Annotated in this window: 24 protein-coding genes; 6 read left to right on the top strand and 18 right to left on the bottom strand. The window is 40.1% G+C overall.

Annotation, left to right across the window (positions count from 1 at the left end):
• Positions 1-14 precede the first annotated feature (14 nt).
• Positions 15-1,040, top strand: a complete 1,026-nt coding sequence (locus I6F41_RS15080; protein WP_011329491.1) for a polysaccharide deacetylase family protein — start codon at positions 15-17, stop codon at positions 1,038-1,040.
• A gap of 61 nt (positions 1,041-1,101) precedes the next feature.
• Here I6F41_RS15080 and I6F41_RS15075 read toward each other — a convergent pair whose 3' ends face one another.
• The 5 genes from I6F41_RS15075 to I6F41_RS15055 are packed head-to-tail and all read right to left on the bottom strand — an operon-like array spanning position 1,102 to position 4,913.
• On the bottom strand, positions 1,102-1,719 hold the full coding sequence (locus I6F41_RS15075; protein ID WP_182684481.1) for an SCO family protein: 618 nt from the start codon (positions 1,717-1,719) through the stop codon (positions 1,102-1,104).
• A complete protein-coding gene (gene cyoE / locus I6F41_RS15070; RefSeq protein WP_011329493.1) occupies positions 1,716-2,645 on the bottom strand; it encodes a heme o synthase in 930 nt (309 codons plus the stop codon). The genes I6F41_RS15075 and cyoE overlap by 4 nt, the downstream gene beginning before the upstream one ends.
• Before the next feature lie 40 nt (positions 2,646-2,685).
• Entirely contained in the window at positions 2,686-3,675 is a 990-nt protein-coding gene (locus I6F41_RS15065; RefSeq protein ID WP_089368859.1) for a COX15/CtaA family protein, read from the bottom strand.
• Between the two features lie 13 nt (positions 3,676-3,688).
• Complete coding sequence (locus tag I6F41_RS15060) at positions 3,689-4,183, bottom strand: transmembrane cytochrome oxidase associated protein (RefSeq protein WP_086997112.1); 495 nt, start codon at positions 4,181-4,183, stop codon at positions 3,689-3,691.
• A complete protein-coding gene (locus tag I6F41_RS15055) occupies positions 4,173-4,913 on the bottom strand; it encodes an SURF1 family protein (protein ID WP_182684482.1) in 741 nt (246 codons plus the stop codon). Before I6F41_RS15055 ends, I6F41_RS15060 begins: the two co-directional genes overlap by 11 nt.
• Positions 4,914-4,930: 17 nt before the next feature.
• On the opposite strand from I6F41_RS15055, the gene I6F41_RS15050 reads away from it, so the two are divergent.
• Positions 4,931-5,161, top strand: coding sequence for a DUF2909 family protein (locus I6F41_RS15050; RefSeq protein ID WP_050754475.1), 231 nt, complete (start codon positions 4,931-4,933; stop codon positions 5,159-5,161).
• Here I6F41_RS15050 and I6F41_RS15045 read toward each other — a convergent pair.
• From I6F41_RS15045 to lexA, 5 genes are all read right to left on the bottom strand, one after another.
• On the bottom strand, positions 5,139-6,014 hold the full coding sequence (locus I6F41_RS15045; RefSeq protein ID WP_182684483.1) for a cytochrome c oxidase subunit 3: 876 nt from the start codon (positions 6,012-6,014) through the stop codon (positions 5,139-5,141). The two genes, I6F41_RS15050 and I6F41_RS15045, sit on opposite strands and share 23 nt — an antisense overlap.
• Before the next feature lie 30 nt (positions 6,015-6,044).
• Positions 6,045-6,575 (bottom strand): cytochrome c oxidase assembly protein, encoded by a 531-nt coding sequence (locus tag I6F41_RS15040; RefSeq protein WP_086997121.1) that lies wholly within the window; start codon positions 6,573-6,575, stop codon positions 6,045-6,047.
• Positions 6,575-8,167: a cytochrome c oxidase subunit I gene (gene ctaD, locus I6F41_RS15035; RefSeq protein ID WP_011329499.1), complete on the bottom strand. Its 1,593-nt coding sequence runs from the start codon at positions 8,165-8,167 to the stop codon at positions 6,575-6,577. The genes I6F41_RS15040 and ctaD overlap by 1 nt, the downstream gene beginning before the upstream one ends.
• Positions 8,167-9,309: a cytochrome c oxidase subunit II gene (gene coxB, locus I6F41_RS15030; RefSeq protein WP_011329500.1), complete on the bottom strand. Its 1,143-nt coding sequence runs from the start codon at positions 9,307-9,309 to the stop codon at positions 8,167-8,169. The genes ctaD and coxB overlap by 1 nt, the downstream gene beginning before the upstream one ends.
• 473 nt (positions 9,310-9,782) lie before the next feature.
• On the bottom strand, positions 9,783-10,400 hold the full coding sequence (gene lexA / locus I6F41_RS15025; RefSeq protein ID WP_041454613.1) for a transcriptional repressor LexA: 618 nt from the start codon (positions 10,398-10,400) through the stop codon (positions 9,783-9,785).
• Positions 10,401-10,679: 279 nt separating this feature from the next.
• Between lexA and I6F41_RS15020 the strand changes: the two genes are divergently transcribed.
• Together I6F41_RS15020 and I6F41_RS15015 are read left to right on the top strand one after the other, a co-directional pair.
• Entirely contained in the window at positions 10,680-11,132 is a 453-nt protein-coding gene (locus I6F41_RS15020; protein ID WP_182684484.1) for an SRPBCC family protein, read from the top strand.
• 98 nt (positions 11,133-11,230) lie between these two features.
• Positions 11,231-11,674 carry a PaaI family thioesterase gene (locus tag I6F41_RS15015; protein ID WP_011329503.1) on the top strand — a complete coding sequence of 148 codons (444 nt, stop codon included), beginning with the start codon at positions 11,231-11,233 and terminating at the stop codon, positions 11,672-11,674.
• 2 nt (positions 11,675-11,676) lie between these two features.
• Here I6F41_RS15015 and I6F41_RS15010 read toward each other — a convergent pair whose 3' ends face one another.
• From I6F41_RS15010 to I6F41_RS15000, 3 genes are all read right to left on the bottom strand, one after another.
• Complete coding sequence (locus I6F41_RS15010; RefSeq protein ID WP_011329504.1) at positions 11,677-12,057, bottom strand: hypothetical protein; 381 nt, start codon at positions 12,055-12,057, stop codon at positions 11,677-11,679.
• 252 nt (positions 12,058-12,309) lie between these two features.
• A complete protein-coding gene (locus I6F41_RS15005) occupies positions 12,310-12,630 on the bottom strand; it encodes a chaperone modulator CbpM (protein WP_011329505.1) in 321 nt (106 codons plus the stop codon).
• Complete coding sequence (locus tag I6F41_RS15000; RefSeq protein ID WP_089368862.1) at positions 12,630-13,595, bottom strand: DnaJ C-terminal domain-containing protein; 966 nt, start codon at positions 13,593-13,595, stop codon at positions 12,630-12,632. The genes I6F41_RS15005 and I6F41_RS15000 overlap by 1 nt, the downstream gene beginning before the upstream one ends.
• A gap of 263 nt (positions 13,596-13,858) precedes the next feature.
• On the opposite strand from I6F41_RS15000, the gene I6F41_RS14995 reads away from it, so the two are divergent.
• On the top strand, positions 13,859-14,512 hold the full coding sequence (locus tag I6F41_RS14995) for an endonuclease (protein ID WP_011329507.1): 654 nt from the start codon (positions 13,859-13,861) through the stop codon (positions 14,510-14,512).
• 305 nt (positions 14,513-14,817) lie between these two features.
• On the opposite strand, the gene hmpA is transcribed toward I6F41_RS14995, so the two are convergent.
• From hmpA to I6F41_RS14980, 3 genes are read right to left on the bottom strand one after another with little or no spacing between them, the layout of a single operon-like run.
• Positions 14,818-15,999, bottom strand: a complete 1,182-nt coding sequence (hmpA, locus tag I6F41_RS14990) for an NO-inducible flavohemoprotein (RefSeq protein WP_179807954.1) — start codon at positions 15,997-15,999, stop codon at positions 14,818-14,820.
• 50 nt (positions 16,000-16,049) lie between these two features.
• Entirely contained in the window at positions 16,050-17,282 is a 1,233-nt protein-coding gene (locus I6F41_RS14985; protein ID WP_197108720.1) for an NnrS family protein, read from the bottom strand.
• Complete coding sequence (locus I6F41_RS14980; RefSeq protein WP_011329510.1) at positions 17,282-17,551, bottom strand: hypothetical protein; 270 nt, start codon at positions 17,549-17,551, stop codon at positions 17,282-17,284. The genes I6F41_RS14985 and I6F41_RS14980 overlap by 1 nt, the downstream gene beginning before the upstream one ends.
• A 160-nt stretch (positions 17,552-17,711) precedes the next feature.
• Here I6F41_RS14980 and norR point away from each other — a divergent pair, with 160 nt between their 5' ends.
• Positions 17,712-19,298, top strand: coding sequence for a nitric oxide reductase transcriptional regulator NorR (gene norR, locus I6F41_RS14975; RefSeq protein ID WP_089368866.1), 1,587 nt, complete (start codon positions 17,712-17,714; stop codon positions 19,296-19,298).
• 5 nt (positions 19,299-19,303) lie between these two features.
• Here norR and I6F41_RS14970 read toward each other — a convergent pair whose 3' ends face one another.
• Both I6F41_RS14970 and I6F41_RS14965 read right to left on the bottom strand, forming a co-directional pair.
• Positions 19,304-19,534 (bottom strand): hypothetical protein, encoded by a 231-nt coding sequence (locus tag I6F41_RS14970; protein ID WP_089368867.1) that lies wholly within the window; start codon positions 19,532-19,534, stop codon positions 19,304-19,306.
• Complete coding sequence (locus I6F41_RS14965; RefSeq protein ID WP_089368868.1) at positions 19,534-20,430, bottom strand: LysR family transcriptional regulator; 897 nt, start codon at positions 20,428-20,430, stop codon at positions 19,534-19,536. Before I6F41_RS14965 ends, I6F41_RS14970 begins: the two co-directional genes overlap by 1 nt.
• Between the last annotated feature and the right edge of the window lie 180 nt (positions 20,431-20,610).

The raw sequence follows: 20,610 nt of genomic DNA, 5'->3' as shown, positions 1-20,610 counted from the left end.
TGGTGTGCTTTATTATGTATAAGAAATTGTTTCATTTAGTATTATTTATCCTGATTAGTATTTCACTGCGCGCTCAAGCAGCCGTTATTTTACAGTATCATCACGTTAGTGAAACCCTTCCGGCGGTAACCAGTGTTAGCGCGAGCACTTTTACTGAGCACTTAAGTTATTTAAAAGAGCATAACTTTAATGTTATTCCTTTAGATGAGCTGATAACTGCGTTGCAGCAAAAACACACTTTACCAGATAAAACCGTCGCTATTACTTTCGATGATGGTTACAACAATAATTACGAGCAAGCAGCGCCAATTTTAGAAAAGTTTGGCTATCCGTACACAATTTTTGTCAATCCTAAGCTAATAGACGAAGGTAAAGGCTATGTAATGGGCTGGGATAAACTCCAAGAGCTAGCAAAAAAAGGCGCACTTATTGCCAATCATAGTGGCCAACACGATTACTTACACCATATGCTTGCAAACGAAAGCGATGCACAATGGCAAGCCCGCATTAAACAAGACATCCTACATTCACAGCAGCGTATAAAAACAGAAATTGGCCATGATTATAAATATTTAGCTTATCCGTATGGCGAGTTTAACAATAAGTTACAAGCCCTAGTAACCGAGCTTGGTTTTATTGGTATAGGTCAGCATTCTGGCGCTGTAAATAAAGATTCTAACTTTAGTCGCTTACCGCGTTTTCCGGCTTCGGGCTTTTATAGTAAATTAGATACGCTGATCACTAAATTGAATTCTCGCGCATTTAATATAACCGCGCTCACTTATGAAGACAGTGTAACGGCGCAAAACCCACCCAAACTCACTATTGAGTTTACTATGGGGGATTTTCATAAAAGTCAGTTTGCTTGTTATGTATCGAGTGTTGGCCAGGCTAATTTAACCTGGATAAATAAAAACACAGTAGAAGTCACCTCACCTAAAGCGCTCAATAAAGGTCGTTCGCGCTTTAATTGTACCGCCCCTGCAATTAACAATGCTGGTAGCTATTTTTGGTTTTCGCAGCCTTGGGTTATTGAATAGCTTAAATTACAGCAGTAAAAAAGGAGCCTAGGGCTCCTTTTTTAATTTACTGTTTAAATAACTAGTTTTTATAATAATCAGCTATTTGTTTAAATTCTTGAGTTAACTCTTTGGAATTTATTAACGGCACGCTACCTTGTTTAAATTCAGGTTTAAATATAGCTCTTACCGCCCCATTGCCATCAACCATAGCCACTGAAGCACTATGATCAACTGCATACTCTGACTCGCTACTATCACTAATAGCGTAAATTAAGCCTAACCCTCTTACCATAGGGAAAAGCTGTTTGTGCTCCCCCGAAACCGCTAAAAAATCGGGGTTAAAGTAATCAATATAGTCTTTTCGTTTTGCTGGGGTATCTCGTTTTGGATCTACCGATACAAACCAAATTTGCACTGGGTAATCACTACGTAAATTTTTATACACTGCATTTAGTTTAGCCAGTGTTAACGGGCAAATATCGGGGCAGCTGGTGTAACCTAAAAACACTAAATTCCATTGCCCTAAAAGCTGCTGCTTAGTAACCAATTCGCCATGTTGATCATCTAAACTAAAGTCGGCTAAAGGTTTAGCATTTTCGTACACTAATGCATTAACGTCTGGCGGTGCATTATCATCTGAGCACGCCGATAAAAACAATGTTAAAACAATAACTAACCCTAGCCATAATTGCTTCATAAAAGTAGCCATTTATCTATAAATAATATGATGAAGAGTACCATTAAATGAATAATTGAAAAGCGAAATAAATCCATAGCAGTGTCGTCGTTAGCGGCTAGTTTTAATTTAATCGCTTTATAAATAAAGACTGCATTTAATCCAGATGCGCCGATTAAATAAATTAACCCCGACATTCCTATCAAATAAGGAAATATACACACAATTGCCAGTAACACAGAGTAAGCAACCACACAGGTTTTAGAAAAATCGATACCATGCGTAACCGGTAACATAGGAATTTTAGCCCGTGCGTAATCGCTCTTACGAGCTATAGCTAAGGCCCAAAAGTGCGGAGGGGTCCACGTAAAAATAATCATCACTAGTAGCCAAGGTGCAGCTGCCATTTGCCCTGTTTCAGACACCCAACCCAATAAGGGTGGCATAGCGCCAGCAAGGCCACCAATAACAATATTTTGTGGTGTAGCGCGCTTTAAAAAAGAGGTGTATACAAAGGCATAACCCACCAGCGCAAATAAGGTTAATATGGCGGTAAGGGTATTTGCCCATAGCATTAGCATAATAAAACCTGCCACACCTATTATTGCCGCAAAACTCAGTGCATGTGCCTTACTTAGGCGGCCTTTAGCTACTGGGCGATGACGAGTACGCGCCATTTTGCTGTCTATTTCGCTATCAACAACATGGTTAATTACCGCTGCTGCTGCTGAAAGCAATCCTATGCCAAGTAAGCTTATAAACTGTACACCCATGCCTCTGCCTACATCGGGTGCTAGCGCCAAACCAACCCACGCGGTCAGTACCAACATAGCGACTACTTTAAATTTACTAATGGCTAAATAATCTTGTAGTAAATTATAACTACGTGTAATTAGCGGTAGTGTATTTATTGGTTGTATTGCTTTTTTATCTATTGTAAGTGCCATAACAACGCTCCTTTCTATTTGTAATTTTAGGTTCGTGCTTTTAAGTTCGTGCTTTGAGGTAATAGCATAATCTAATTAAAGTTAATAACAGTATGGCAGCCATTAAGTTATGTGCCAGTGCCATACTTAACGGAATATGCCAATGCACCACTGCGAGGCCTAAAGCAATTTGGCAAAATAAGACAACTAACACGCTAACGGCGCAGCTTTTTATTTTTTGCGAGTAGGCACGGCTGTATATTCGCCACATAATTAATGCCAATACTATGCAAGTAACTAATGCCCAAATACGGTGTAATAAATGAATCGACATACGTGCTTGCTGCGACAGGACGCCAAACTCGTAGTTACCATGCTCAAGCGGGAGCTGAAACACACTACTAAGCGAAAATGGCTGGGCATTACTACATAAAGGCAAGCCATTACAATGCGGAGCAGCGTAATTTGCAGCCAACCAACCTCCTAATGCTATTTGTATAATTAGTACGCTAAGCGCCACTAGGCTTAAACCAAAGTAGCGTCTTGCACCTGCATCTCCCCCCATTATTGGCTTGGCGTTTAATCGTAAATATAATAAAGTGAGCAGCGCTAAAATACTAAAGCCACCAAGTAAGTGGCCCATCACTATTAACGGCTGTAAATTCATCGTAACCGTCCACATACCTAATGCAGCCTGAAATATCACTAACAATAACAGTAGTAATGGTAATTTAACTGGCGTTGTTGGCGATTGACGTTTTAAAAAAGCATATACAAATAAGGCTAATATGAGCAAGCCTAGCGTACCGGCAAAGTAGCGATGAATCATTTCTTTCCATGCTTTAGCGGTTTCAAACATCATATCGGGATAACTTTGTGCTGCTTGCGCTATATCGGCTTCATGTTTGGGTACAGTTAAAAAACCATAACATCCTGGCCAATCTGGGCAACCCAACCCGGCATCACTTAAGCGAGTATAAGCACCCAACGCCACTACTATCAAAGCCAATAAGCCCGTTATTAATACCCAGTTTTTATAATTTTTATACATGGCATCTTCCTACTTAGCTCGAACGAGAATAACTCAGTAATTTTTTTAGATCTTTTAATAGTCCTTTTTGTACTAATCTATTTTCCTGTGGCTGTGTTTTAAATGGATACTCAAGCACTACAAGCCCCATATGGTCGATTAAATACAAACTAGCCGGTTGTAAGTTTGGTTGCGCATCTATACTTTTCCACGGGGAGTTGGCAGCTTTTACTTCGCCTATCACGGCGACATCTACTTTATTCTGGTTTTTGCCTAGCGCTATGTATAAATTATTTAGTGCGGCTAATTGCTCACTACAAGGCGTAGTACATCCATTGGAGTAATTTAGGGCAATAGTCCATTGCTTATGATTGTTTTGCGGCCAATTTTCATATTTAACCTGTTGCTGTAAAAACTCACCATTGTTAGTAATGGCGGTAGGTAACCAATCTAATTTAAGCGCGCTGTACGCTAAAATTAGCGGAATAGCGCAGCAAATGACAAACAGTAAAAGGGGGTTATTTTTCATTATGTGTCCTTTTTTTACTTGCAAAAATAGCCACTAAAACGCACGCCAGCGCAATTAAAAACCATTGCACCGCATAAGCGTGGTGTTTTTGTGGGCTCATAACAACCGCGGTATAGTGAGGTATACCTATTGCATCGCCGCTACCTTGGCGATACGCCATAAAATTAACTAATAATTGCTGGCTTTCTTCGCTCAACTTATTTAATTCAATTGTTTGCACTCGCTTTGGTAAATCAATGTTATTGGTTTTACTCTCGAGGCTAAAAGCAGTAAGGTTATTTTCTTTTATTTGAGCAGTAAGCGTAAAAGCGTGTTTAGGTAGGGTTACTTTAGGTAATGTATCGCGCGATAGGGGAGCTTTTATCCAGCCTAAATTAACCAAAATGGCATGTGTTTCGTTATTTGGCTTTAACAGTGCCAGTAAGTCATAACCCACCTGCCCGTTATAAACTTGGTTGTCTAAAAGCCAATATTCACCGTTAATAAAATGCCCTGTTAACTCAACTAACAATCCTGTTTTATTCCAGTTACTAGGTAGTTTAAGCATTTGCTGCCAGCTCATTACACCGTGCGTTTGCAGCGTTGCAATAGAAGCTAACTGCTGTTGTTTGTGTGTCGCACGTTCTAACTGCCAAAAACCTAAACGCACACACACCAAAACTACAATCACTACCATACAAATGGTGATTATTGAGCTAAACTTTTGTTCACGCCATCTAATTAACTGCATAAAGGGTCAACCTAGTGATGATTAAAATTTTTATTGTATTGTTGTTATTATTTATACTTTTTAACTTGTTTCGCGCTTTATTTATTATGGTCTCTGGAAAAACCCAAGGACGACCTATGTCTCACTTTTTAGGTCGTCGCGTATTATTTTCTGTGGTGGTATTAATAGTTGTTATTGCCGCACTAAAACTTGGCTTTATTAGCGGCAATAACGCCCCTTTAATAACTACAGCACATACACAAATATAAATAAGCATAACCAAACTACATCAACAAAATGCCAGTACCAAGCCGCCGCTTGAAAAGCAAAGTGCTTATCTTTAGTAAAGTGTCCTTTTAAAATTCGTAAAAATACTACCAATAAAATAATAGTTCCTAAGGTCACATGCATGCCATGAAAACCCGTAAGTAAAAAGAACGTGCTGCCATAAATACCGGCATCTAATGTTAAGTTTAAATCGTTATACGCATGAATATATTCTTCTACTTGTAGGCCTAAAAAAATTGCACCCAATAAAATAGTCAGTCCTAAAAACACTTTTAACTGGCCGCGTTTATCACTTTCTATTGCCACATGGGCAAAATGCAAAGTAACTGATGAGGTCAATAAAATTAAGGTGTTAATCAGCGGTAGACCTTGCCATCCCATAGCTTGGGTAGTGTCGCCCCCTGGCGTGGTAATTAATGGCCACACAGCTTCAAATGTAGGCCAAAGCACTTCGTTAGTCATGGCATTGTTATCGGCACCACCAAGCCAAGGCACAGAAAGCATACGGGCGTAAAAAAGTGCGCCAAAAAATGCCATAAAAAACATTACTTCAGAAAAAATAAACCAACTCATTCCTTGTCGAAAAGAGCGATCCATTTGCGCCGAATATAAGCCTTTCCCGGCCTCATCAATCACGTTTTTAAACCAGCTAAACAACATATACAGCAGTACTGCTATACCTGCGTACAAAATATAAATGCCACTGTCACCTTCTTTACCGGCACTCATTACGGTTAGAGCTGCACCTACTGCAATAAAAAATAATGCTACTGCGCCAACAATCGGCCATGGGCTTTGATCTGGTACATAATAATGCTCATATTCTTGCTTCATTTTATTTGCTCCTGGTTGTCACTAGTTAGGCTAGTTGTTATTGGCTGCTAGCCGCTCACTAATATCAAATACCGTATAAGATAAAGTTAACTCTTCAATGTCACTTGGTAGTGCGGTATCAACATAAAAAAGCAACGTAAACTCTAGTTCTTCACCTGCTTTTAATGGCTGTTGATCAAAACAAAAACACGCTATTTTATGTAAGTATTTTGCTGCTCTACCGGGTGATACCGAAGGCACTGCCTGCATTACTTTATCTTGGTCACTATTATTTTTGGCGCTAAACATTACCTCACGCATAGCACCGGGCTTTACCGCAACACTATACTCTTTAGACTTCACAGCAAAGGGTGCACCGCTTTGTGCATGCGTGGTAAAGCTCACACTTATTTCGCGATTTTGTATTACTTGCGTGCTTTGCTTTGCTTGCTCTAATGATGGCTTACCGTTAATGCCGGTAATATCACAAAACACGTCATACAAAGGCACTAACGCAAATGCAAATGCGAACATGGCTAAGCAAATAACAACTAAGCGCTTAAGTAGCGGTGCGTGTATCATTATTTAATTTCCGGTGGTGTTGAAAATGTATGGTACGGAGCAGGTGAATCTACCTCCCACTCCAGTCCTTCTGCGCCTTCCCACACTTTTGCAGGAACCTTGTCGCCGCCGCGTGCGCATTTAATCACTACAGCTACAAACAACAACTGCGATAATCCAAAGGCAAAGCCGCCAATACTAATAATGGCGTTAAAGTCAGCAAACTGTAGCGCATAGTCGGGTATACGGCGTGGCATGCCTGCAAGCCCTACAAAGTGCATAGGAAAAAACAATACATTTACGCTTACCAGCGATAACCAAAAATGCCATTTAGCCAGCGCTATGTTATACATATTGCCAGTCCATTTAGGCAGCCAATAATACGCGCCTGCCATAATAGAAAACACCGCTCCCGTTACCAGTACATAATGAAAATGTGCCACTACAAAGTAGGTATCATGGTACTGAAAATCAGCCGGTGTAATGGCCAGCATCAATCCCGAAAAACCACCTAAGGTAAACAACACAATAAAAGCAATACTAAACAGCATGGGGACTTCAAACGTAATTGAACCGCGCCACATAGTGGCTACCCAATTAAATATTTTTACTCCAGTGGGCACCGATATCAGCATAGTCGCGTACATAAAAAATAGCTCGCCAGCCACCGGCATACCGGTAGTAAACATATGATGCGCCCACACTGTAAAACTCAACAACGCAATTGACGCCGTGGCATATACCATGGAGGAATAACCAAAAAGTTTTTTACGCGAAAAGGTAGGAACTATAGTAGAAATAATGCCAAAAGCCGGCAAAATCATTATGTATACTTCGGGGTGGCCAAAAAACCAAAATATGTGCTGAAACATCACCGGATCACCGCCACCAGCTGCATCAAAAAAGCTGGTTGCAAAGTATTTATCGGTGAGCACCATGGTCACTGCACCTGCGAGTACCGGCATAACCGCAATTAATAAAAATGCCGTTATCAGCCAAGTCCATACAAACATAGGGACCTTCATCCAAGTCATGCCTGGGGCACGCAAGTTAACTATGGTTACAATTACATTAATTGCCCCCATAATGGAGCTAATACCCATAATATGCACAGCAAATACAAACATGGCGGTATTGTCATTACTGTAGGTTGTGGACAGCGGCGCATAAAAAGTCCAACCAAACGCAGGACCGCCACCGGGCATTAATAGCGATGATAATAAAATTAAAAACGCGAATGGTAAAATCCAAAAACTCCAGTTATTCATTCGGGGTAAGGCCATATCAGGCGCGCCAATCATTAATGGCACCATCCAGTTAGCTAAGCCAGTAAAGGCCGGCATAACGGCACCAAATACCATAATCAACCCATGAACCGTGGTCATTTGATTAAAAAAGTGAGGATCGACTAATTGCAATCCTGGCTGAAATAACTCAGCGCGGATCACCATAGCCATAGCACCACCAATAAAAAACATAGTTAGCGAAAAAATTAAGTACAAGCTACCTATATCTTTATGATTTGTGGTATATAACCAGCGCTTAAAGCCTTTAGCAGGATGATGAGCGTGGTGAGCTTCATTAATGTCAGGTTGTTCTACTATGCTACTCATTAGTTCGCCTCCCCATCGGCATCAAGTGCTGCCTGTATTTCACTTGGTTGAATTACATCACCGGTATCATTACCCCATGCATTACGCTTATAAGTAATTACCGCTGCTAATTGCTTTATAGAGAGCTGTTTAGCAAAGGCTTGCATGGCTGTGCCGGGGCTTCCGTGAATAACAATATCAATGTGGTCTTTTATATCGCCAAGCACTATCGGGCTGCCTTTAAGTGCAGGAAAAACGCCTGGCAAACCTAACCCTGTGGGCTGATGACATGCAGCACAATTGGCCATATACACTTGCTCACCCAAAGTCATTAATTCTTCTTTAGGGAGTGTTTGGTCAAGTAATGCAGCATCTGCTGCTGCTGCTTTTTGCTTTGCTTGTTTAGCATCTGCTAGCCAAACTTTAAAATCGGCCTCTGACTTAGCCTCTACTACCACTGGCATAAAGCCATGATCTTTACCGCATAGCTCAGCACACTGACCGCGATAAATACCGACTTCGTTTATGTTGGTCCACGTTTCGTTAATAAACCCCGGGTTTGCATCTTTTTTAATAGCAAAATCGGGCACCCACCAAGAATGAATAACATCGTCGGAGGTCATTAAAAAGCGTACTTTTTTATTGATCGGTAATACCAGAGGCTTATCTACCTCAAGTAAATAGTTGGGGTTTTTATCGGCTAGGTTAGCAATTTCATTTTGCGGTGTGGCAAGTATTGAGTAAAACTCAACATCTTCCCCCATATATTCGTAATGCCATTTCCATTGTGAACCAGTTACTTTAATAGTGATATCCGCTTTACTGGCATCTTCCATCGCTATTAATGTTTTAGTTGCGGGGACTGCCATTGCTATTAAAATAACAAATGGAATTGCTGTCCAGAGTATTTCTACTTTGGTACTTTCGTGAAATTGAGCAGCAACTGCTCCTTTAGATTTACGATGATGAATAAGTGCCCAAAACATAACGGCAAATACAATCACGCCTATTACACAGCATATTAAAAATATGGTCATGTGTAGTTGATAAACATTATTACTTATATCGGTTACGCCTTTGCGCATATTATATTGGCTATTTGCCAATGCTAACTGCGGAAAAACAAACAATATAAGCCACAAGGTAGAGCTCAATTTACCCATGTGACAGCTCCTTTAATACTGTTGCGAGTGCAAAACAAAAAGACATAAGCTTTAAATGCCAATTTGTTATTTTTTATTTTTGTATTGCTGCCGGATATATAAATATATTTTCTCAAAACTAAAGCTGTGAGTTATTGTTAGTCCAGCCCATTAACAATTAGTTAATAATTGAACAACTAGCAAGTTTTAGTTTGAAAAATAATCAAATAATATTAGGGGATTAGCGTAAATATGGGATTTATTTAATTTTGTTCTAAGCAGGAAGTGAGCAACAGCAAGGGTTACAAATAAAAAGACAGCGATAACGAGTATTAAATACTTAAATGATAAAAAACATAAACTTAATATAATTTTTTCATTGCAGCGGAATTTTCACAAAAAAAAGGCAAAAAAAAGCGCACTAAAAAGTGCGCATTAATTATCTGAGCTATTAAATTATGCCGATATTTTACATAGCTATAACAGCTTAATTGTCACATCCAGTCAGCATTACGAATAACCCCAACAGCTAAGCCTTCAATATTAAAAGATTCGTTTTCAAGATCCACTTCTATCGACGAAAATTCTTTATTTTCAGCATGCAATAATACTTTTTTGCCTGCTTTTTCTAAGCGTTTTACCGTTACATCGTCATCAACGCGGGCAACAATAACTTGGCCATTTTCGGCAACTTGAGTGCGATGAACAGCCAGTAAATCACCATCCATAATACCAATATCTCGCATGCTCATACCATTTACACGCAATAAAAAATCGGCAGCGGGTTTAAACATTAACGGGTCAATTTTACAATGGCTCTCAACATGTTGTTGCGCCAAAATAGGTTCGCCGGCAGCTACACGGCCTATTAACGGTAAACCAAGTTGTTCTGGTTCATCTTCTTCAATAAGTTGAATACCACGGCTAGCGCCTGGTTTCATTTTAATAGCGCCTTTTTTAGCCAGCGCTTTTAAATGCTCTTCTGCTGCATTAGCACTTTTAAAGCCTAATGTTTGTGCAATTTCTGCGCGTGTAGGAGGCATACCAGTGTCTTTAATAAACACTTTAATAAGTTCGAGTATTTGCGCTTGGCGGTTAGTTAATGGTCGCATACAACTGGTTTTCCATACAGTACATTTAACTGTGAGTATATACAGTTATCTGAAAATCGCAAATTTAAATTACTCCTCGCCTTTGCTGCCAAAGGTGGCATTGGTCTAAGCTTAAAATTACCAAGTAAATTACAGATAAAATTACGCAGATCACGATAGTGTTAGTTTTACGTTACATTAATTACATAACTACTAAGTTGTTGCTGTTATTAAAAATTAGTTAGCTATCGTTTTTGTAATGGGCCTTAACTTCATCAATGTGAATTAACGGAGAGTGTTATGAATATCACTGTAGCGGTAATAATTAACGGTCCTAAACGTAAAGTATGGGCGGCAATAACTGACATCGAAAACAGTGCCAATATGCTGTCTGGCATTATTGATGTAAAAATAATCGAGAAGCCACCACAAGGGCTAGTGGGCCTAAGATGGTTAGAAACACGAAAACTTTTTGGCAAAGCAGCCTCAGAAACCATGTGGATCACCGAAGCTGTTACTAATGAATACTATTGCACTCGCGCAGAAAATGGCGGGGCAGTTTATACCACTAAGCTGTCACTTACCGCCGCCGAACCTAGCACCTGTTTAACCATGACTTTTTCTGATAGCTCTGAGTCTATTTGGGTAAAAATGATCTCTGCAGTGATAGGGTTTTTTCTTAAAAGTTCGATGCGTAAAATGCTAAAAAAAGATCTCGATGAAATTAAGCACTATGTAGAAAGCAAAAAGTAGCACTGTATTACCATGCAGTAGCTGCACTAATTTGGCTATCATATCGCCATGAAAAATCGTATTATCGGTTATCGTTTTCAACCTTTAAAGGAGTAACAATGAGTATTTGGCATCAACCTATTACTTTAGCGTTTTGTAAGCAGTTAGACCAAGGCATAAATGGCCAAGGTACACTGATGAAAACCATGGGGATTGAAATAACTGAAATTGGTGATGATTACTTAGTTGCCACTATGCCAGCAATTCCTGCGCACCATAACCCTATAGGCATGGTGCATGGCGGAGCAAACGTGGTTTTAGCCGAAAGTGTTGCCAGCTACGCGGCTAATTTTGTGGTCGACTTCACTAAATTTTATTGTGTAGGGCAAGAGATCAGTGCCAGCCATTTAAAAGCCTCGCGTAATGGCACCTTAACCGCCACCGCAAAAGCGTTTCATATTGGCAAACGTAGCTCAGTATGGGAAATAAAAATAACGAATAGTCGCGGCGAGCTTTGCTGCGTATCAAAAATGACCGCAGCTGTTGTAGAGCGCAAAGGCTAACGCTATTTTTCTAGCGGGTAAATAGTAATTTCCATGCCTGCACCAATTGCCGATATACGTAATAATGTATCGGCGTGCAGCGCTTGGTTAAAACACTTTGGCGAAGTGCCCGATTCAAAACCAATATCAAAGGTACGGCGCGAACAACTCAACCATTGCTTAAGTGCAGCCCGCGAGCATGACTCTACTAACTCACATAAGTGGTTAATTGCTTTATCCGGTGAAGATATTTCGCCTGTTACTTCTATACGCGCTAACTGACGGTATTCGTCTTTATCATAATGTAAAATAGTGGCGATTTTTTTTAGGTCAGCTACAAGCACGCTAATATCTTGCTTTGACTCAAGCTCTAGGTCTACATTTAAAAATTGAATTTCCGACATTGTCTGCTGTTTATCCTCTAATTAGTTCGCTGTAAACTTTAACGCAGTTTTACGCTTATACCAAATCAACTCTGCAATATTCACCTTTTTTATCTGAATAGTCGGCTATTTTTACGCATTTATTGACGCTTTACTTACTCTTATTTCACGAATAAAAAATATTTAAGCACCAAAAGCTCACTATTATAAAAGTGCTGAGCTAGCTCCATAAAAATAGCTAGCTACTCGCATTTAAAATTTAACCACTATTTTTTATTCTAAATGTTTAAATCGACTTAAGTGCTGCTTTAACATTTGGTTTTCAGCAATCAACTCATCCCGTTCATCCAATAATTGTAAAACCAAAGCAATAGCAGACCAATCTAACGATAAGTCATGCTGAATACGCGCAGCCTTTTTAACTAAGATCACTGTTGATACCGTAAATTGCCATTCTGTAACGCGCTCGCCCTCAATAGGAATAGCAATGCTGTGCTCAACCAATTCATATAATATGGCTTCGCTAATATCACTACTCACACACAATTCTTGGCTAGTGAGTAAATTGCCTTGTGGTGCCTCGATAATTTTCATTATGACTTGCTCCAATTGCTACGGGGGTCAAAATGGGCTTTTTCGGCCAGCTCTTGCCAAAGCTTTTTGCTAACATCATCACTCAATGCTGGATTAACAATTTTAATCACAGCAAATAAGTCACCTTTGGCTTTTTTACTAATTAACCCTTTACCTTTAATGCGTAAACGTTGACCCGATTGACTATTAGCTGGAATAGTTAGTTGGATTTTTCCGGCTAATGTAGGTAAATTTATTTTAGTGCCCAAAGCAGCTTCCCATGGTGCAAGAGGTACCACTATGTTTAGGTCATGCCCCTCAACGTCAAATAATGGATGAGGCACTAAGCGAATTTGCAAATACAAATCGCCATTAGGGCCATTTGCCGAACCTAATCCACCTTGGCCTTTTAAGCGAATGCGTTCGCCATTAACCGAGCCGGCAGGAATTTTAACTTTAAGCGATTTTTTAACTTCAGATACACGGCCACTACTGTCTCGCTGCGGCAGCATAAACTCAATTGGTTTAACGGTATCGACTAACGTTTCTTCAAGAAATACCGGGAATTCAATTTCCACATCTTGTCCTTTTTGCGCACGAGCGCCACCAGTTCTGCCCTGCCCGCCATGGTTAAACCCACCTGCGCCGCCAAACATTGAATTTACAAAATCAGAAAACTCCTGATCGGCTTGGGGATCACCTTGCTGATAATGGTTTTGTGACGAGCCATAGCTACCGCCATAATTTGCTTGCTGCTGAGCACGGTTTTGTTGATTACGACGTAACACATCGTATTTAGCGCGCTCTTCTTTGTTGTGAATAACTTCGTAAGCTTCACCTATCTCTTTAAACTTTTCCTCGGCTTGAGGTTCTTTACTTACATCTGGATGATATTTTCTAGCTAGCTTTTTATAAGCTACTTTAACCGCTTTATCGTCTGCATCGGGCGATACTCCAAGCACGGCATAATAATCTATAAATTTCATTCGCAATCCAAATCACAAACTTATGAGCTTTCATCATACTCTTTAAGTAACAACTTTTGTTTATTTAAACAACAATTTAAAGTAGATAACCTGAGCTCCGGATAATAAAACTAAATATAACTATGATTCAATACGTTAGTAAATCTCTTAACCAGAGCTAAGGTTAAATACTAAAGAACGGTAAATATGGCTTTAAGTAAACTTTATCTTTTAGCTTCAAGTCATTAAACTAGCCGCTCCTGTAGTTCACGTATGTGATGGATATGACTCGATTTATTTTAGCCTTGTTGGCTTTTTTTGTATGCTTTTCGCTATCGGCTGAAGAATTCACTCGGTTTTCAACCGCTAAAAGACACCTAATTAAAACCCTCCCTAGTAATGCTAAAAGTATTTACTGTGGCTGCGATATAAAAAAACAGGGTAAAAAACTAGTTCCTGACCCCACTAACTGTGGCTATGTGCCACGCAATACACATACCCGCTCAGGTAACGTAAATGCACGCGCTTTACGCATAGAATGGGAGCATATTGTGCCTGCCTGGGAGTTTGGCCACCAATTACAATGCTGGCAAGATGGCGGGCGTAAAAACTGCCGTAAAGTAAGTGCTAAGTTTAGAAAGATGGAAGCCGATATAAACAACTTAGCTCCTGCTATTGGTGAAATTAACGCAGATCGTTCTAATTATCGATTTGGAATGCTTAGTGAAAGCGCCACCCAATACGGTCGCTGTGAAGTTAAAGTTAACTTTAAACAACGAGTAATAGAGCCTCCTTTTTATGCCCGTAAACAAATAGCCGACGCCTATGCCTATATGCAAAAAACTTACGGCTTAAAAATATCAAATAAACAACAGCAGTTATTTAATGCTTGGCAACAACAAGCGTATGCCGCGCAAACCAATACCAAAAAGCTTTAATTTAAAGGTATTAGGAGCCAGTTTAATATTTAACCTGAACTCTGGTTAAGAGATTTACTAACGTATTGAATCATAGTTATATTTAGCTTTATTTTCTCTAGCCAGAGATTTCCAGTGAAAACAAGGCGAATTTACGCGTCAATAGCTGGCCTATTGCAAGTAAATTCAACGCAGTTAGCGCTGAAAATAGCTGCTTGAGATAGGTTTATTATCCGGAGTTCAGGTTATTTAACGGCACAAAAAAGCGCGCTATTGAAGTAATGCCCAATAGCGCGCTTTTTTAATTGAGTTTTATTCTATAAATATTATAGATCTTGATGCGGGCCAAAAATTTCGTAATGAATGTGTCCGTTATTAACGCCTAATTCTAGCAGTTGTTTTTTCACAAAGGCCATAAAATTAGCGGGTCCACACAAGTAAAAGTCGCCGTTGCTCAGTGGCAATTGCGCTTGTACTGCGTGTAAATCCATAAAACCGGTAAAATCAGCTCCTACATCGCCTTGATTAAACCAAGTCATGGTTTGTAAGCGCGGGTAAACAGTGCTTAGTTCATTTAAATAATTAGCAAATGAGTGCTGCTGAGTATTTTCGCAAGCATGCAAATACATAATATTTTGATTAGCAGTATCGCTTAATAGCGTCTCTAACATTGCTACCATTGGCGTTTGCCCAACACCCGCTGAAATAAGCACAGCAGGGCTGGTGTTATTTCGTAAAAAGAAATCCCCTGCAGGCGGATATAGCTCTACTATTGCGCCTTGCTCTAGTGAGTGTAAATGGTTAGACACCATGCCAGGGTTTGGTAATAACTCTTTTTTAACGCTAATACGGTAGTTTTTACCATTACTTTTTTGCGAAATAGAATACTGGCGGATCTCTTCATATTCACTAGCCTCTGGCTTAACTTTAATACCTAAATATTGACCCGGTTTATGGGCAATTACTGCCTCGCCATCAACTGGCGTAAGCGTAAAGCTAGTTACCAGCTCTGACTCAGCCTGCTTATTAGTTATTGCAAACTGACGTGTGCCTGCCCAACCGCCTAAGTTATTTTTACTGTGCTCGTATAAAGCAGCTTCCTCAGTTATACAAATATCAGCAAGTACGCCATACGCTTCACGCCAAGCATATTCAACATCTGGCGTGAACTGCTCAGGAATAAGCTCTTTCAGCGTGCCAATTAAATGTGCACCAACAATTGGGTAGTGCTCCGGCAAAATATTTAAACTAGTATGTTTATGGTTAATACGCCCAAGTGCCGCTTTTAACACCTCTAAATTATCAATGTTTTGTGCATAAGCAGCCAATGCGTTAAATAATGCAAATTGTTGACGGCCGGTATCTTGGTTGCTCATATTAAAAATATTTTTAAGCTCAGGATTATGACTAAATAAACGCTTGTAAAAATGATCAGTAACAACCGTACCTGCCTCTGCTAATAAAGGAACAGTACTTTTAACAATTTCAATAGTTTTATCAGATAACATCTAGGTTTTCCTACGTGTGAATAATACCCAATTAATAAAATAGGTATAGGTTAACCACGACGCCCATCAACACGACGCTGTGTTAAAATAGGTGTGCAGTGAATTAAAAATAATAAAAAGGCAATTAGCCACAGCCCAGCACTTAGCTGCCAAGCTAGGTGTGGCCCAATAACAAAAGGCAGTAAAGAACGAGTAATCCCAGCCACTAACACTAAAGCAAAAGCAACCGCCATATAATGTGGAATAGTCAAAGAGCGCCCGGTATGCCCATGAGATACGCGTGTCATCATGGCTAAAATCATCATCCCTATGGTACTTATGGTAATGAGGTGTAATGCATCTTTAAATAAAATAACACTGCTGTAAAAACTCACGGCTACCAGCATTAAACCTACACCTAGTGCCAAGTACGAAAAATGCAAAGACCATAACAAAGGAACTTTAAGTACGTTTTTATCCCACCAATAAAAACTACGGATTAAATGCAGCAAAGCAACAACAGCAAGTGCCCAGCCTGGGTTTAGCTGATTAAAAAATAACTGACTAAGAAAAAACACCGCAATACTAAAAACGCTCATATACAGTAATACTGAGTCAACGTTAGCTGTACGTACCTGCGCTGTTAAACCAAGGCCTTTACTGGTAAAAAATGGCAATACACGCCCTGCTACTATGCCAATTAATAAGGTCATCAGTAATACTGCTGTATCAACAATGGCGAGCGCAAACTGCATGTTTTGTTCAATCAGCAGGGCCAAGTAAACAATATTTAACGTACACAGCGCCGCTAATAGCACTAAAAATTGATAGTTATTTTTGCTTTTAGCGGTTAATAACATATTAGCTAATGCTGCAATAACACCTAGCCACCATGCAAGCTGTAACACTAACACCGCATATAAATTAAATTGTGCAAAAGCAGGCAAAGACACAAAAAATGCGCCTCGCGCCCCAAGCCATAACAGCGTTAATAGCATTAACTTTTTGCCACTAATGCTAGGTACTCCAGTCCAAGTTTGCGCGGCGGTAAGTAAAAAACCCACTGCAACAACACCTGCAAAACCAAATAACATTTCGTGGGCATGCCATAATGTAGCGGGGATTGTTAACTGCCAAGTTGCACTACCCGTTAAAATTAATAACCAGTAGCCTATTGAACTAAAAGCCAACAAGCCTGCGGCTAAAAAATAGGGTCTAAATGGCAGCATCCATACTGGCCACTGCGTTATTTGGTAAAAGCGAATATTAGCCGGTACCGGCTGAGATAAATTAATAGGTCGCATTAACGAACTTCCTTCCCCATGCCATGCAGTGCGATACAACGCAGCACATAGCTAATTTTTAAAATAGCAGCAATAACAATAGTGCTAATATGTGCCGAAATTTGCACCGGTATAGAAAAGTAATCGGCAAAAGGGTAGCTAATTAAAATACTGGTTATTAGTAATGCACAACTAGCTGCTAATAATGAGTTTGCCACTAGCAGTAGTTTTTTCAGTAAACAAGCTGTCTCAATTTTGTAGCTTGGATTATGTATAACCAAGGTGTTCATAACGGCCTCAACAACTAATGCACTTAACTACCTATTACACTTATCGTGCCAATAAAATAAACATATATATTTCAATGAACTAACTTATCCACCTTTGCTTTTTATGTCTTTATGACCTACCATAAATCAAACTAAAAAAACACATAAGAGTCATTTTGACATGAGTAGCGCAATTAACTTCACTGCCGTAGCGGTAAAGCTGGCTCAAAGCACATTAGATAAAAACTGTTTTGAGCAATTACTTACTGTCCTTGAAACAGTGATTGCCAGTGATGCCAGCGCACTGCTTGAGCTACAAGGTGAGCAGCTCAAGCCGCTTGCAATTAAAGGCTTAATGCCAGATAGCCTGGGACGGCGTTTTAAGCTTAGTGAGCATCCGCGCTTAGAAGCTATTTGTAATACTCAGCAACCACTGCAATTTGCCCATGACTGTCCATTGCCCGATCCGTACGACGGCTTACTACTAGCAAAAACTGGCGACATTCCGGTACATGCTTGCTTAGGTTTACCCCTATTTTATCAACAACAGTTATTAGGTGTGATTACGTTTGACAGCCTAAATGCCAATGCCTTTAACGCTATTAGTGCGCAAACGCTTAGCACCTTACAAACGCTATGCAGCGCACATTTTAAAACGGCATTACAGCTGGCTCATTACAAATTACATGCACAGCATTCTAGCGCCTTAGTGCAAGAGCTTAACCGCGAAGCACTCACCCGTGATGGCGGCGAAATTATTGGTCAGAGCTCAGCAATACAAGCACTTAAAAATGATATAAAACTTGTCGCCGCCTCTAATTTTAGTGTGTTAATTTTAGGCGAAACCGGCGTAGGCAAAGAGCTGGTTGCACGTAATATTCATTTACACTCGAAACGCAGTGAGCAGCCACTTATTCATTTAAACTGTGCTTCGCTTGCTGAAAATCTCGCCGAAAGTGAGTTTTTTGGCCATGCTAAAGGCGCTTTTACTGGGGCGGATCATGCGCGCCAAGGTAAGTTTCAGCTAGCGCACGGTGGTACTTTATTTTTAGACGAAATAGGCGAGCTACCACTGGTACTACAAAGTAAATTGCTACGGGTATTACAAAGTGGCGAAATACAAACAGTAGGCGAAGACGAAGTGAAATATGTTGATGTGCGGGTTATTGCTGCTACTAATCGTAATTTAAAAAAAGAAGTAGCCGAAGGACGCTTTAGAGCCGATTTATACCATAGATTAAGTGTCTACCCGCTAACGGTAGCGCCGTTACGCCAGCGTGAAAACGATGTGGTTTTATTAGCTGGTTTTTTTGTTGAGCAAACCGCACGAAAATTAGCAATAAAACAACTTAAGTTAAGTGTCGATGCACAATTATTGTTAACCCAATATCAGTGGCCGGGTAACGTACGGGAGCTAGAGCATGTAATTAGCCGCGCAGCACTAAAGGCCAAACAAAGCCAATGGCAACAAGCCATTATTACCATAAAGCCCGAGCACTGTGAGCTAAACCTTAGTGCGAGTAATACAACACAGTTATCATTACCTGCTAGTACCACAAACACCACCACTGGCAGTAGCACTAACATAGCAGAGCAAAATTTATCACTTAAGCAAGCAACCGATACCTTTACCCATCATTTAATTAGTCAGCAGCTTGAGCAACATAATTATAACTGGGCAAGTGCAGCACGCACCTTAAAAGTAGACCGTGCAAACTTAGTTCGCTTGGCTAAACGCTTAGGTATTTCAGTCAAAAAGTCGCTATAAAATAGCTATAAAACCGTCAGTTCATCTAAGTTAGGGGCTTTACAGCAAGTAGCCCCCAGCAGAGCAGCAAGCGATTGATAGTGCGGCGAAAAATACAGTAACACTTCACAATGCAGTCCACTTTTTGCGTAATATTTAACGTAAAGTGGTGCGTTGGTAGCCTTTGCTAGCTGTTTTATTTTAGCCAGCTCTGCATCTGCAAACATAGCATCACCTAAGTTTTTATAATGCCACATTAGCTTGCTTTATTGGTTTGAAAATAGGTTTTTAACAATTGGCTAAACGCCTGTACCTTTGCGGTACGATGCACCAAATGATGCGTTACTAGCCATATATCAGTACACCAGATTAATTCATTAGATAAAATGGGTACTAAATTAGCGTATTGAGCCGCAACATTGTGCTGTAACCCACCAATTCCTAAGCCTTTAATTACAGCACGCGTAGCTTCTGAGGTTTCTGACACACGCAGTTTTATTTGCGGCGCTGCAATATGCTGATCTACCCATTCAAAATACGGCACCCGCGCATTAAAGCCCGCCACGCCAGAAATAAAGTTATGTTGCTGTAAATCACTCAGCGATTTAGGCATACCATATTTATTAATATATCGCCGATTAGCATATAAACCCGAGTTAAGCTGAGCCAAATGCTGTGCAATATAGTCGCCTTCATCGGGCCTTGGCCCTGCCCGTACGGCAATGTGCGCCTGACCGTGATCGAGCCGTAAACGCTTTTGCTCTAAAATCATCTCAAGCTGCACTTGTGGATGTAGCGCCTGAAATTGCTCGCACACATCGCCAAGCACATCCATAAAGCCACTAACCGTGGTTAACAGTAAACTGCCGCGCAGTGTGCTATCAGCCGCAGCAATATCATTATGTAACTGCTCAAGAGAGCTGTCGATCACTTGTGCGGTACTAAACAGCTTAGCGCCTGTTTCTGTTGCTTTATAGCCACGAGCATGGCGATGAAACAAACGTGTGTTTAAGTTTTTTTCAAGATTATTAATTCGCCTAAGCACTGTACTATGGTGCACATTAAGCGCCTCTGCCGCCGCAGTTAAGGTACCTAAACGTGCAACCTCAAAAGCCACTTTAACATCTTGCCAATCTTCAAACTTAACCGCCATACTGTGCCACCTTAAACTTATGTGCATATACGCACATAAGTGTTGCGTTTATTCGGGTTTTCTTCAAGTCATTTTTTGTTAAAGTAGCCCCATATTATCTACATTAACCTGAACTCTGGTTAAGAGATTTACTAACATATTGAATCATCGTTATATTTAATTTTATTTTCTCTAGCCAGA

Origin of the sequence: Pseudoalteromonas sp. SCQQ13, from assembly GCF_015864415.1 — a bacterium.
GTDB lineage: Bacteria > Pseudomonadota > Gammaproteobacteria > Enterobacterales > Alteromonadaceae > Pseudoalteromonas > Pseudoalteromonas nigrifaciens.
Note: the sequence above shows the minus strand (reverse complement) of the source record. Positions and strands in the feature narration are given on the sequence as shown.